The sequence below is a fragment of the Brevundimonas sp. SL130 genome, assembly GCF_026625805.1.
GTDB lineage: Bacteria > Pseudomonadota > Alphaproteobacteria > Caulobacterales > Caulobacteraceae > Brevundimonas.
The window spans coordinates 1,680,714-1,694,174 of sequence record NZ_CP113064.1 but is presented as its reverse complement, the minus strand read 5'-3'; the positions used below and the strand labels follow the sequence as shown (position 1 = coordinate 1,694,174).

Here is a 13,461-nt window from a genome sequence, read left to right as displayed (position 1 = left end):
CCCGATCGAAGCGAGTTACCACATAGTGAAATAATGTACCGAATAATCGGTCTGGAGGATTCATGAGCGCGCTACACGCCTTTCGGATGCAGCTGAAACCCGGGACTGTCGACGCCTACAAGGCGCGCCACGACGACATCTGGCCCGAGCTGGCCGACCTTCTGAAGGCCAGCGGCGTGAGCGACTATTCGATCTTTCTGGACGAAGAGACCCTGTCGCTGTTCGCCGTCATGCGCCGCGCGGACGACCACACACTGGACCAGTTGCCCAACCATCCGCTGATGCGAAAATGGTGGACGTCGATGGCGCCCCTGATGGAGGTTGAGGCGGACGACAAGCCCAGCGAATGGCCGCTGCGCCAGATGTTCCATCTGTCCTGATGCGCCGCGCCCTGTTGTTCGCGGCCGCCGTGGCCGCCGCCCCCCTCCTGTCTTCGGCGCCCGTCACGGCGCAAGAGGCCCGCGCCACGGCCGACTTCACCGCGCCGGCTCAGACCTTCGGCCGCGTCTCGTTCGACGCCCGATCCCTGATGATCGACGGCGAGCGGCTGGTGATCTGGTCCAGCGAAATGCACCCGTTCCGCCTGCCCAGCCCGGAACTGTGGCGGGACATCCTACAGAAGATGAAGGCCAGCGGATTCAACACCGTCGCCTTCTATTTCGACTGGGGCTACCACAGCCCAAAACAGGGGGTTTACGACTTCACCGGCATCCGCGACCTGGATCGGTTGCTACAGATGTCCGCAGAAGAGGGCCTCTATGTCATCGTCCGGCCCGGCCCCTACGCCAACGCCGAACTGACGCGCGGGGGCTTCCCCGGATGGCTGGTCAACCAGCGCGCGCCGTCCCGAACGGACTCGCCCGAATATCTCGCCGCCGCCGACGAATGGCTGACCCAGGTCAACGCCATCATCGCTCGCCACCAGATCAACGGCGACGGCAGGGGCAACCAGGGATCGGTCATCCTCTATCAGATCGAGAACGAGCTGGCGGCCACCACCCCGGCCCACCGCCGCTATATGGACCATCTGTACGCCAAGGCGCGGGCGGACGGCGTCAACGTGCCCATCTTCCATAACGACCAGGGCCGCAACGGCTACTGGACGCCCGAAGATTCCCCGGTGGACAAGGTCGTTCCCGGACCGGTCGATCTGTACGCTTTCGACGGCTATCCCGGCGGCACCTGCACCGTCCAGGGCCGCACGACGCGCGGCGCCGCAGCGCCTGACTGGGGCTTCTATGGTCCGGGCGGCGCCAAGGGGGGCGCCTCGGCGTCTCCGGCGACGCCGGGCTTCATGGCCGAGATCGGCGGCGGCTGGTTCGACTATTGGGGATCCAACGGCGGCTATGAGTGCAACGCCGTTCAACGCGGCGAGCGTTTCCAGCGCGTCTTCTACGGCGTCAACCTGGCCAACGGCATCTCGTTGCAGAGCATCTATGTCGGATTCGGGGGGACCAGCTGGGGATGGCTGGCGGCGCCGGTCGTCTTCACCAGCTATGACTATGGCGCAGCGATCTCGGAGACGCGCGAGCTGCGGCCCAAGGCCGAGGAGATGAAGCAGCTCGCGGGCCTGATCGCCTCAGTCCCCGACCTGGCCGGCATGGTCCCGGCGGGCGTCCCGGCGATCTCATCGCCCAATATCCAAGTCTATCACAACCGCAGCCCGGAGACGGACGCCCGCTTCCTGCTGGTGACGCACAAGCCGTCGAACGGCCAGACCAACGACCAGTTCACCGTTACGGCCGACCTGCCCGACGGGCGCTACGTCATGCCCATGACCCTGAACGGTTTCGACGCCAAATGGCTGGTGGCCGGGGTCGATCTGGCGGGCCAGAGACTGGTCTATTCAACGTCGGAATTGCAGGCGGTCTTGCCGACAGCCCAACAGGACGTCCTGCTTATGTATGGGCGCAAGCAGGAGCCGGGCGAGACCATTCTTCGCTTCTCCTCGCAACCCGACGTAACAGTGCTGGACGGCGATGTGCGTTCGACGTTCGACCCGGCGCGCGGCGATCTGAAGCTCGACTATGATCACATTGGGCTCAGCCGCGTGCGGATCAGCGGCGGCGGTCGGCCTGATCTGCTGCTGCTGATCGGAGAAGAGAAGGAAGCCGTACGGTTCTGGCGCCAAGGCGATGTCCTGGTGCGCGGCCCGGCCCTGGTGCGACATGCCCGGACCGAGCGCGGACGGCTGCTGCTGACCGGGGACACGCGCGAGCCCACGCCCTTGGAAATCTGGTCGACGGCCCCGACGTCGTCGGTCCTGTGGAACGGCGCCGCCGTCGCCACCCGCGCCACCGCGTCAGGCAGCCTAGAGGCCCGGACGCCCCTGGCCGGGCCGACGGCCTTCGCCCTGCCCGTCTTAAGCGACTGGCGTGTCGCCCCGGAATCGCCCGAGGCCCGCCCCGAGTTCGACGACAGCGACTGGCAAGCCATCGACAGCCGTCCTTACGCCAGCAACACCCTGCGGCCGGACGGTCAGCCCAATATGCTGATGGACGCCTATGGCTTCCACGAGGGCGACGTCTGGTATCGCGGCCGGTTCGAGGGCGGGCCTGAGGCCGAGACGATCAACCTCTTCTATGGCGCGGGCGGCGCAGGCATGGCGCAGGTCTTCCTCGACGGCGTCTTTGTGGGGCAACACGAACTGCCCAGCGGCATCCCCCGCCCGATCACCACCGGCGTCGCGGCCTTCGATCTGCCCGAGGCGGCCCGCACGCCCGGACCTCATGTCGTGTCGGTGATGGTCCGCAACAACGGCCACAACTGGAATCTGGACGCCAACGACTTCCACAAGGAGGCGCGCGGTCTGGTGTCGGTTTCGGTCGCGCCGCGTGTCGGTCCCGGCTTCGCCGTGCCGATATCGTGGAAGATCCAGGGCCGCGCCGGAGGCGAGGATTTCGCCGACACGCTTCGCGGCGTGCCCAACAATGGCGGCCTGTTCGGGGAACGCCACGGCTGGCACCTGCCCGAATTCAAGGATGGGGATTGGCGACCCGGCCTGGTCGGCGAGCCCCTCCAGCCGGGTGTGACCTGGTACCGGACGCGCTTCGATCTGGACGTTCCGGCGGGCCAGGACGCCTCAATCGGCCTTGCCTTCGGCGATACGGACACGCCCCGATCCGACCGGGCCTACCGGGTGCTGATCTTCGTCAATGGATGGCATATGGGCCAGTTCATCGCCAACGTCGGTCCGCAACGGGTCTTCTCCCTGCCCGAACACATCTTGAATCATCGCGGCCAGAACAGCATCGCCCTGGTGGTCTCCACCGACGGCGCGCCGGGCAATGTGCTGGAAGATGTGCGGCTGGTGACCTTGCGAAACGTGCGGGGCGGAGTGGACGTCACCACCCGCGCCCAGGCCCAGTGAGCGGGGACTGATTTAGATGAAGACACCTTTCTCTCTGATCGAACGTCGCGCCCTGCTCGGCCTTGCCGCCGGCGCCGCTCTGACGCCCGCGCTTCCTGTCCGCGCTCAGGATATGGCGCGGCATTCAGCCCAGACCGGTCTGGAGGTTCACCCCCTCTGGCCCAACGGCGCGCCCGGCGGCGAACAGGTCACGGTCCAGGAACAGATCATCCTGCGCACCCCCGGCGGCGATCCCAACGACACCGCCTATCTGCACATCCGCGATCCCTGGCTGGCGGTGCGTCGCCCGGCGCGTCCCAACGGCGCAGCGATCCTGATGATCCCCGGCGGCGGATACCAGCGGGTGGCCGTCAGCAAGGCCGGCGGATCCATAGACGCCGGCCTGGCCGATCTGGGCTTCACCGTCTTCGTCATGAACTATCGCCTCCCGGCCGACGGATGGGCCGCCGGCCCTGATGTTTCGCTTCAGGACGCCCAGCGCGCGATCCGCATGGTTCGGGCGCGGGCGGACGAGCTCGGCTTTGATCCGACCCGCGTCGCCGTGGCGGGGTTTTCGGCCGGGGGCCATGTCGCCGGCCGCTTGGCGACCACCTTTGATCGGGACGCCTATGACCCCGCCGACGAGATCGATCGACTTCCGACGCGCCCCGACGCGGCCGGACTGATGTTCCCCGTCGTGACGATGATGGAGCCTCACGCCCATAAGGTCTCGGCGCGGGCCCTGTTGGGAACGACGCCGCCCGCTACCCTGCGCGACGCCTATTCGGTCGAGCGCCATGTGCCGTCGAATGCGCCTCCACTCTTTCTCGCGGCCGCAGCGGACGACCGCGTGGTGTCCGCCGAAAACAGCCTTCTCCTCTGGCAGGCGTGCCGCGCCCAGAATCTCCCCTGCGAACTTCATCTGTTCGAAAAGGGCGGCCACGGCCTGGCGGACCCGGCTTCAGGCGGACGGCCGGCCTGGATGGCGTTGCTGGATGGTTTTCTGAACACCGCCCGCTGAGCCGTACTCGGCATATGGGGGATGACCGTCCGCAGAACGGTGCAACGGCACCTGATCAGCGCCGCACGGCCGCGCCCGCCGGCGAAGCCCAGCGGCCTCAAAGCCTCCGGCTCTCATAAGGATCGAGACCCGGAGGCCAGAATTCAGAGGCGATAACGACAGGCGGGAGCGCGACCAGTCGATGAACGGACCTGTTTGGGCGGGACGACAGAGGCGGGCGCAAGTGTTGCAACAGTTGACATCATCAGGCGGAAGCGGATAGCCGATACATTATAACGTTTCAACGGAGTATCACGTGTCCCTGCTTTCGAGCTGCGCCAGCCTGTGCCTGCTGGCGGCCGCCAACGCCGAATCCCCTGCCGTCTTGGAGCCGCCCCTGGAGTCGGGCGAGACCGCGACCGTTAGCGAGATCGTGGTTCTGGGCCGTCGCACGGCCCCGCACGACCGCACCCTGGGCGTCGGCGCGGTGACCGAGCGGATGTCTCCGTCCAGCCGCTCCATCGAAAGCGACCTGCTGGACGCCGTCGGGGCCACCCGCCTGTCCGACGCCCTTGAGCTGGTCAGCGGCGTCAGCCAGCAGAACAATCGCGGCGGGGTGATGGACAATTTCGCCATTCGCGGCTTCCTGGGCACGCCCGACGGCGGGGCCGAATATTATGTCGACGGCTTCCTGGCCAACCGGGGCATGGCGCCGCCACGCGACCCCGCCACGGCTGAACGAATCGAGGTGCTGAAGGGGCCGGCCGGCGCCCTGTTCGGCGACATCGACGCGGCCGGCCGGATCAATATCGTCTCCAAGACCCCGAAGTTCACCACCGACGCCGTCTTCACCGGCACGGTCGGCTCCTTCGGCCTGCGGCGTGGCGAACTGGACGTGACCGGCCCGATCTCTGACACCCTGGCCGGGCGGCTGGTGCTGGCGGGCGAGACCAGCGAGGGCTGGCGCGACTATGTCGGCCTGGACCGCACCTCTATCGCCCCGTCCCTGACCTGGCGGCCCAATGACGCCCTGCGCCTGACCTATGTGGGCGAGTTCACCGTCTTCTCGACCCTGTTTGATCGGGGCATGCCGGCGGTCAACGGCGACGCCCTGGCCCTGCCGGAATCGAACTACTATGGCGAGCCCAGCGACGGCCCGACCCGGTTCCGCAACGAACGCCACCAGATCACCGGCGAATATCAGATCAACGCGGACTGGAGCCTGAACGGCGGCGTGGCCTGGCGGGGTGGTTCATTGCGCGGCCTGTCCAGCGATCACAACAGGCTGGTCGGCGACACCTTGTGGCGCCAGCACAGGCTGCGCGATTACACCGTCGAAGACCTGTCGGCGCGGCTGGAGTTGAACGGCGTGGTGGCCGCCGGCCTGGGCGTCCATAATCTCGGCTTCGGGGTCAAGGCCTATGAGCTGACCTATGGTGAGCGCCTGCTGCGAGCCAGCCCCAACGCCGCCAACCCCTACGCCATCAATATCTTCACCCCCGTCTATGGCGCGACCGGGCCGACGCCCCTGCCCTTCACCGATAATCTGGAGACCCGCAGCGTCGTCACCCTCTACGCTCAGGACATGTGGGAGGTGAACGACCGTCTCAGCCTGGTCGCCGGCCTGCGCTACGACGACTACAGCCAGACCATCCGCAACAACCTGACCGGCGCCGTGGGGGAGAATAAGGACAGCCCGATCGATTATCGCTTCGCCGCCCGCTATCGCCTGACCGACGCCCTGACGGCCCACGCCAGCTATGGCGAATCCTTCGTCCTGAACTCAGGCACGGGCCGGACCGGCGCCGGCTTCGCCCCGGAAGAGGGCAAGGGATACGAGATCGGCCTGTCGGGCGCATGGGACGGCATCGACGTCGCCGCCACCGTCTTCGACATCGAAAAGGCGAATATCCTGACCAGCGACCCGGTCGATTCCAACTATCTGGCCCCGGTCGGCAAGCTGACCTCGCGGGGGATCGAGCTGGACGGATCGGTGCGGGTCGGCGAGGCCTGGCAGGTGGTCGCCAACTATGCCTGGACCGACGCCAAGGCCGACGACGCCGCCTTCGCCACCGACAATGTGCTGAACGTGCCGGAACATTCGGGCTCGCTGTTCGTGGTGGGGCGTTTCGCCACGGGTCACGGCACGGATTGGTCGATGACGGCCGGCGCCGCCTATATGGGCGATCGGGCCGCGACCCTGACCACCGACGGGGTGCGCCTGCCCGCCTATTGGAAGGCCAAGGCGGCGGTCGAGTACGGGATCACGCCCCAGGTTACGGCGCGGGTCGAGGTCGACAACCTGTTCGACGAACGCTACGCCGCCAGCTCGTACAGCGCACTATGGATCTTCCCCGGCGCGCCGCGCAGCATCCGCGCCTCGCTGCGGCTGGCCCTATAGGCCTCTCGGCGGCCCACGCCCTGCGTCGGGCCGCCGAGATCGTGACTTGCTCCCCGTGGGAGAGGCCGTCCAGTATGTCGCCGCGTCCCTGATGCGGCGACAGCCGGTGGAATGAGCCCGAAGATCATGAATGCAACGCGCCGATCCCTGATGAAACTCGGCGCCGCCGCAGCCGGCCTGGCCCCCGCCTCGGCCCTGGCCGCACAGGCGACGGACCGGCGGTTGGGCTACGCCATCGTCGGTCTGGGCGGCTATGCCGACGTCATCCTGCCGCGCTTCGCCGAATGCCGCCATTCGCGCGTCACGGCCCTGGTCAGCGGTTCGCCGGAAAAGGCGCGGCGCTACGCCGCGAAATACGGCGTGCCCGAGCGTGGCCTCTATACCTACGAGACCTTCGACACGATCCGCGACAATCCTGACGTGGACATCGTCTATGTGATCCTGCCCAACGGGATGCACCACGAATACACCCTGCGCGCCGCCGCCGCCGGCAAGCACGTCATGTGCGAAAAGCCGATGGCCAATACGGCGGCCGAGGCCGAAGAGATGATCGCCGCCTGCCGGGCGGCCGGCCGCAAGCTGATGATCGGCTATCGCTGCCATTTCGAAGCGGCCAATCGCGAGGCCATGCGGATCGCCCGCTCGGGTGAGATCGGCCGCCCTCGCGTGGTCACGGCCGAGCATGGGTTCACCATCGGCGATCCAACCCAATGGCGGTTGAACCGCGCCCTGGCCGGCGGCGGCTCCATGATGGACATCGGCATCTACAGCCTCCAGGCCGCGCGCTATCTGACGGGCGAAGAGCCGGTCGAGGTGATGGCGACAGAATCCACGGACCGGTCGGACCCGAAGTTCCGCGAGGTCGAGGACATGATCAATTTCCAGCTGCGGTTTCCATCGGGCGCCCTGGCCAACTGCGTCTCCTCCTATGGGTCGAACCACAACCGCTTCCGCGTGGTCGGCGACAAGGGCTGGGTCGACGCCGAGCCGGCGACGGCCTATTCGGGCAATCGACTGCGCCGGCTCAAGGACTGGCGCACCGAGGACCACCCCGTTCCGGAAGCGCCGCAGAACCAGTTCTCGGCCCAGCTGGACCATCTGTCGCAGTGCGTCATGACCGGCGCCGAGCCCATTGTTCCCGGCGAAGAAGGCCTGCGGGACATGCGGATCATCGAGGCCATATATCTGTCCGCGCGTGAAAACCGCGCCGTCTCGCTCTGACCCAGACCTCTCGCCTCTTTCGGAGATCCGCCTTGCCCCTTTCGCGTCGCCTTGTTCTCGCCGGCGGTGTCGCCGGCGCGGCCGGCCTTTCGACCCTGGCGCAGGCGAAGGCGTCGCCGCCCGCCATCGGCGTCGTGCGCCTGGATCCGGCGCTGGACGGGCTGATCGCCCTGGACGCGCAGATCGACACGTTGGCGTCCGGCTTCACCTGGTCCGAAGGGCCCGTCTGGATCGCAGAGGGCGCCTATCTGCTGTTCAGCGACGTGCCGAACAACCGCATCCATCGCTGGTCAGAACAGGACGGCGCGTCGGTCTTCATGGACCCGTCCGGCTATGACGGCCCGGACGCCTCGGGCTTCCGCGAGCCGGGGTCGAACGGCCTGATCCTCGGTCCGGCGGGTTCGATCCTGATGGCGGACCACGGCAACCGCGCCGTGGCGCGGGTCGATCTGGCCACGCGGGCCAAGACCCTGCTGGCGACCCGCTACGAGGGCAAGCGGTTCAACTCGCCCAATGACCTGGTTCAGGCGTCAGACGGCGCGATTGTCTTCACCGACCCGCCCTATGGGCTGAAGGACATGGATCAGTCGCCGCTGAAGGAGCAGGCGCAGAACGGCGTCTATCGGCTGGCCCCCGACGGCGGCGTCACCCTGCTGGTCCGCGACCTGACCTTCCCCAACGGCGTCGCCCTGTCGCCCGATCAGCGCACCCTCTATGTCGCTGTGTCGGACCCGGCGCGCGCCGTGCTTATGGCCTATGACCTGACCGCATCAGACATCGCCGCCAGCGGACGGGTGCTGAAGGACTTCACCGATCTGGTCGGCCCGGCCAATCCCGGCCTGCCCGACGGCATGGCCGTGGACCGTGACGGCCATCTGTTCGTGACCGGGCCGGGCGGAGTTCATGTCCTGACGACCGACGGCCGGGCGCTGGGACTGATCCGCACCGGTGGCGCGGCGGCCAACTGCACCTTCGGCGAGGACGGCCGCACCCTGTTCATCACGGCGGGCGACCGGCTGCTGAAACTGTGCACCCTGACCCGCGGCTAAGCGGTCAGGGGGCGGGCGCCAGCGTCCCTTCCAGGCTCAGGGTCGCATCGGCGTTTTCGACGACATTGAGGGCGGTCGCCTGAACCTTGCGGTCGTGCAGGGCCGCCAGCCAGCCGAAGGCGGCCGTCGAGGAGACATTGGTCAGGCTGAAGCCCAGGCCGCCGTCCGCCGACATGCCCATGACCGGCGTCAGACCCGTCATCGACCCGACCTCAGCGACCACGGCCGCCACATCGAAGTCGCCTGGCGCAGCGGCGGGCGACAACCGACCGCTGGCCGCCTGGACCAGGGCCAGGTCCGCCTCGGCGACGACGCGCGCATCGGCGGCGTCCGCGCGCCAAGCCCAGACCGGCCGCACGATCAGCAGCCAGACCAGAACGGCGGCGACCGCCAGCCCCATGACCGCCAGCATCCGCTGCTCGCGCAGGGTGCGGCCGTCCCACCAGGCGGCGGCTTGAGACATCAGGCCGTTCATGCGGCGCCTCCGATCACGACTTCACTGACCACCCGGCCGCCGTCCTCGACGGTCGAGGCGTCCGACATCGACAGGCCCGCCGTCGCCATGGCCGCGCGCAGGGTCTCCAGATCCGAGAAGGACGGATAGCTGACGGTGGCGCGCACCCCCTTGGCGGGATCAGCGCTGAGACTGTCCAGTTCCGCTCCCTCGACCTGTTCCACCGCGGCGAACAGGGCGGCGGCGACCGTCGTCAGCCCACCGGGCGGCGGAGCGACGGCCAGACGGCGACGCGCCTCCTCCATCGGATCGGCGGCCTGGGCTGCGTCCGGCATGATTTCAGCGATCAGGGCCAGGGTGCGCGCCTCGGCCCGGTCGGCGGCGATCTGGTCGCGCGCGCCCGCCGCGACCGTCAGGATCAGGGGCGAAACGACGAGCGCGGCCGCCAGAACCGCCGCCAACCGCCAGCCGCCCCGCGCAGCCTCGCGCCGACGCTCAACGCCGGACAGCAGGTCTATGGCCGGAGCCGCAGCGGCGACGGCCAGCAGCCGCTCCAGCGTCTCGCGATCCTCGATGCCGACCACGGCGCGGCCGGCCGCCACCGCCTCGACCAGGTCCGGCTGGACCGTGGCCGCAAAACGATGGCCGCGCAGGGCGATGTCGGCGCCGAAGGCGGCGGCGTTCAGCCCCTCCCCCTCCGGTTCCGGCAGCGCCAGACAGTCGGGCACGATGGCGACCGGCGTAATCCCCAGCCCGGCCAGATAATCGATCCAGGCCTCCAGCAGACCCGCCCCGACGGCGGCGACCAGACGCGACCCTTCGGCCGTGACGGGTCCGAGCGCCACCACGGTCCGTTCCGGATCCCCGGCCAGATCGTCCTTCAGGGCCCAGCGGGCTGCGGCTCGCACCTGGGCCGCGCCGCCGACGGGCAGGTCCAGCCAGCGGACCAGGACGTCGGCGCCGGGGGCCACGGCCACGGTGCGGACGTCCGGCGTCGTCGCCGCGTCCTCCAGCAGCAGCGCCCCGCGTTGCAGGACCCGTCCGTTCGCGTCGAACGTCAGGAAATTGGCCGGCATCGAGGCCGCCGGCGGGATGATGACGATACGAGTCTGGCTCATTCTTCAGGGGTCCAGCGGCGAATGACGGTGCGCACGGCGCCGTCCGGCGCAGCGTACAAAAGAGCGGTGCGGACGGCGTGGGCGCCGCCGTAGTCGATATCGACCCGAAGATCGAAATAGCGCGTCAGCAGAGAGACTTGTCCCTGGGTTTCCTCATCGGGGGTGAAGTCGTCCAGGGCCGGTTGCGCCCAGAAGGCGTCGGCGCTGGACCAGCCGGACACAGGCCGGGCGGCGACCGCAGCGCGGGCGGTCTGAAGCCCCACCGCCCCCTGCGCCAGCATGACCAGCAGGGGCGCCTGGGCCTCGGTCAGGGTGTTGGGGTTCAGCCGGGCCTGGGCCGTGGTCGGCAGGGCGCAGACATAGGGCCGCAGCCGCCGGTACAGATCCGCATCGACGCCTGCGACCGCGCGCATCTCGCTGACGTCGGCCAGCATGACGCCGCCGGTGCGATAGGGGGTCGCCAGACCGGCGTAGCGCGCATCCTCCGCCCCGCCGGCCGAGGCCTCGGCGTCATTGTCCATCCAGTCGGTCAGGGCGGCGGCGGCTGAGGCCATGCGGGCCCGCGAAAGGCCCAGCGCGGTCCCCAAGGCGATGAACTGGGTCGTCCCCTCGGGCCGGGCGAACAGATCCTCGCCCTGGCCATAGACCAGGGAATTCAGGTTGAAACAGTTCTGGCCGTCGGTAACGACCGCGCGGATCGCCCCCTCCTCGACCGGGAATTCCATCACGCGGCCGTTCCAGCGCGGCTCCAGCGGGGTGCGCGCCGCGTCGGCCTTGAGCAGATCGGCGATCTGACGCCGGGCCAGGCTCTCGGCGCCGGCGGCGTACCACTGGGCCTGGGCCTGGGTCTCGGCATTGGTCGTGCGGCGCACCGAGAAGCGGACGTCGTCCAGAATGGCGACCGCCACCACCGCCATCACCGCCACCAGCAGCAGGACGGTCAACAGGGCCATGCCCTCGCGCGACGCCCGCCCCCGGCTCATGCCGACGCCACCAGGAACAGCTGTTCCAGCCGGCCGACGCCGTCCAGGGTCATGACGATGCGCACCGCGTCCGGCAGGGGCCGGTCGCTCGAGGCGGAGAAGGCCTGGGCCTCCGAACCGTTCTGGATGAAGGTCACGGCGGCGTCCTTGACCCCCCGGCACAGCACCTGGGGCGGACCGGCGCGGGCGCCGTCCAGATAGGGCGAGACCCGTCGCTCCAGCCGCCCGTCCACCACCCGGTATTCGACCCGCTGCAACGACGGTCGCGCGGCCTCGCCGGGGTTGGACCAGCCGTTGCGCACCAGGGTCAGGATCGGATCGCCCGGCGTCTCCTGCCCCATCAGGGCGCGCGGCAGGGGGCGGCCGGTCGGCGCGCGGGTGCGGCGTGGCGCGGCCTGGGCCAGGTCGGCCTTCAGCAGAGCCCGCATTCGTTGGATGTCGCCGACCCGGTCGGTCTCGGCCCGCACGGCGAACCGGGTGTCGATGGTCTGGCTCAGCATTAGGGCGCCGGCGCCGGCCAGCATGGCGAAGATGGCCAGCGAGACCAGCACTTCGACCAGGGTGAAGCCGCCCCGCCTCATGATCCGGCCGCCCGGAACAGGACGCGGTCCGCCACCTGGCCCTCGTCGGTGGAGACCCGCACGTCGATCCGCCCCATGCCGGGGACTTCTGTTCCGGTGACGACCCGACGCCAGCGCCAAACGCGACCGGCCATCTCAACCTCCCCGGCGGTTTCCCCGACCGGCAGGCTGGGCGCGATCATGGCCTCGGCGGCGATGTTCTCGGCCACCACCCCGCCCAGGGTGCGGGCCTCGACACGCACCGCCGACCGGGTGCTTTCGCCCGACAGGTTCAGCAGGGCCATGGCCGCCAGGGCGAAGACCGCCAGAGCCACCAGCATTTCGATCAAGGTGAAGCCAAGGCGCGACGCAGAGCATTTCGCGGCTCGGAGAGAAATTTCATCAATCATTGATCGACACCTCGCCCGCGCCGTCGACCGCCACCGTGCGGGACTGGTTGTCACGGGTCAGGCGCACCTGCGCCGGGTCGGCGATCCCGGTCGGATCAAAGACGATGCGCACTGGCTCAGCGGGCGCAGCGACGCCTTCGCCCCAGGTCCGGGCGACGAAGACACCGGTCAAAGGCGTCCAGGCCGCGCCGTCGAAGCTGGCGAATCCGTAACCCGAAGCGTCCGCCTCCACCGCCACCGGGCGGTTGGTCAGGATCGCCTCTTCACGCGCGCGCGACAGCCGCGCGGCGAACTGCTCCGCCTCCAGCCCCACGGCCGGCCGGGGGTCCGGCATCGACAGCACCACCGCCCCGGCCGCCAATCCGATCACCGTGATGGTGACCATCAGCTCGACAAGCGTAAAACCCGATCTTGTTTTTTCGCTACCGTTCGCCGCGCGGCGGCGCGCTGCTTGAGCGCGGCTAGCCCTGCCAGTTGCCGAGGTCCGCGTCATTGCCCTCGCCCCCTTCCTTGCCGTCCGCTCCCAGGGAGAAGACGTCGAACTGCTGGCCGTGCGTGCTCTGACGACGGTAGCGGTAGGGGTTGCCCCACGGGTCTTCGGGCAGGCGGCGCACATAGCCGCCCTCGCGATAGCGTTCCGGCTGGGCCAGGCCGGCGGGCGCGGCGACCAGGGCCTGAAGCCCCTGCTGGTCAGTCGGGAAGTTCAGATTGTCGAGGCGATAGGTCTCGATCGCCTGTTCCAGAACCGAGATGTCCGCCTTGGCCTTGCCGACCATGGCCCGGTCCTGGCTGGGCAGGACGTTCAGCGCCACCACGGTCGCCAACAGGCCGATGATGACGATGACCACCATCAGCTCGACGAGGGTGAAACCCTGGCGTTTGCGTCGCTTGTTCTGGTTTTCTGAGGTCATCACTA

General features: G+C 68.7%; 13 protein-coding genes. 6 read left to right on the top strand and 7 right to left on the bottom strand.

The genetic code is table 11. The annotated features are described in order from the left end of the window. Positions 1 to 62 precede the first annotated feature (62 nt). The 6 genes from OU998_RS08415 (at position 63) to OU998_RS08390 (ending at position 9,020) form a co-directional block, all read left to right on the top strand. Complete coding sequence (locus OU998_RS08415) at positions 63 to 380, top strand: L-rhamnose mutarotase (protein ID WP_267516594.1); 318 nt, start codon at positions 63 to 65, stop codon at positions 378 to 380. Further along, the gene (locus OU998_RS08410) at positions 347 to 3,370 is read left to right on the top strand and encodes a beta-galactosidase (protein WP_267516592.1); all 3,024 of its coding nucleotides are present in this window, start codon (positions 347 to 349) and stop codon (positions 3,368 to 3,370) included. Before OU998_RS08415 ends, OU998_RS08410 begins: the two co-directional genes overlap by 34 nt. A 16-nt stretch (positions 3,371 to 3,386) precedes the next feature. Continuing rightward, positions 3,387 to 4,370, top strand: a complete 984-nt coding sequence (locus tag OU998_RS08405; RefSeq protein ID WP_267516591.1) for an alpha/beta hydrolase — start codon at positions 3,387 to 3,389, stop codon at positions 4,368 to 4,370. A gap of 295 nt (positions 4,371 to 4,665) precedes the next feature. Next, positions 4,666 to 6,750: a TonB-dependent siderophore receptor gene (locus OU998_RS08400; RefSeq protein WP_267516589.1), complete on the top strand. Its 2,085-nt coding sequence runs from the start codon at positions 4,666 to 4,668 to the stop codon at positions 6,748 to 6,750. Between the two features lie 150 nt (positions 6,751 to 6,900). Next, positions 6,901 to 7,971, top strand: a complete 1,071-nt coding sequence (locus OU998_RS08395; protein WP_267516588.1) for a Gfo/Idh/MocA family protein — start codon at positions 6,901 to 6,903, stop codon at positions 7,969 to 7,971. A 32-nt stretch (positions 7,972 to 8,003) separates the two neighbouring features. Next, positions 8,004 to 9,020, top strand: a complete 1,017-nt coding sequence (locus OU998_RS08390; protein WP_267516587.1) for an SMP-30/gluconolactonase/LRE family protein — start codon at positions 8,004 to 8,006, stop codon at positions 9,018 to 9,020. 4 nt (positions 9,021 to 9,024) lie between these two features. Here the strand turns inward: OU998_RS08390 and gspM are convergent, their stop codons facing one another. From gspM to gspG, 7 genes are read right to left on the bottom strand one after another with little or no spacing between them, the layout of a single operon-like run. Continuing rightward, complete coding sequence (gene gspM / locus OU998_RS08385; protein ID WP_267516586.1) at positions 9,025 to 9,495, bottom strand: type II secretion system protein GspM; 471 nt, start codon at positions 9,493 to 9,495, stop codon at positions 9,025 to 9,027. Beyond that, complete coding sequence (gene gspL / locus OU998_RS08380) at positions 9,492 to 10,592, bottom strand: type II secretion system protein GspL (protein ID WP_267516585.1); 1,101 nt, start codon at positions 10,590 to 10,592, stop codon at positions 9,492 to 9,494. The genes gspM and gspL overlap by 4 nt, the downstream gene beginning before the upstream one ends. Next, positions 10,589 to 11,575 carry a type II secretion system minor pseudopilin GspK gene (gspK, locus tag OU998_RS08375; protein WP_267516583.1) on the bottom strand — a complete coding sequence of 329 codons (987 nt, stop codon included), beginning with the start codon at positions 11,573 to 11,575 and terminating at the stop codon, positions 10,589 to 10,591. Before gspK ends, gspL begins: the two co-directional genes overlap by 4 nt. Then, positions 11,572 to 12,156, bottom strand: a complete 585-nt coding sequence (gspJ, locus tag OU998_RS08370; protein ID WP_267516581.1) for a type II secretion system minor pseudopilin GspJ — start codon at positions 12,154 to 12,156, stop codon at positions 11,572 to 11,574. The genes gspK and gspJ overlap by 4 nt, the downstream gene beginning before the upstream one ends. Beyond that, the gene (gene gspI, locus OU998_RS08365) at positions 12,153 to 12,545 is read right to left on the bottom strand and encodes a type II secretion system minor pseudopilin GspI (protein WP_267516579.1); all 393 of its coding nucleotides are present in this window, start codon (positions 12,543 to 12,545) and stop codon (positions 12,153 to 12,155) included. Before gspI ends, gspJ begins: the two co-directional genes overlap by 4 nt. Continuing rightward, on the bottom strand, positions 12,538 to 13,038 hold the full coding sequence (locus OU998_RS08360) for a GspH/FimT family pseudopilin (RefSeq protein WP_267516578.1): 501 nt from the start codon (positions 13,036 to 13,038) through the stop codon (positions 12,538 to 12,540). Before OU998_RS08360 ends, gspI begins: the two co-directional genes overlap by 8 nt. Next, positions 13,007 to 13,456, bottom strand: coding sequence for a type II secretion system major pseudopilin GspG (gene gspG, locus OU998_RS08355; protein ID WP_267516576.1), 450 nt, complete (start codon positions 13,454 to 13,456; stop codon positions 13,007 to 13,009). The genes OU998_RS08360 and gspG overlap by 32 nt, the downstream gene beginning before the upstream one ends. Positions 13,457 to 13,461: the final 5 nt, after the last annotated feature.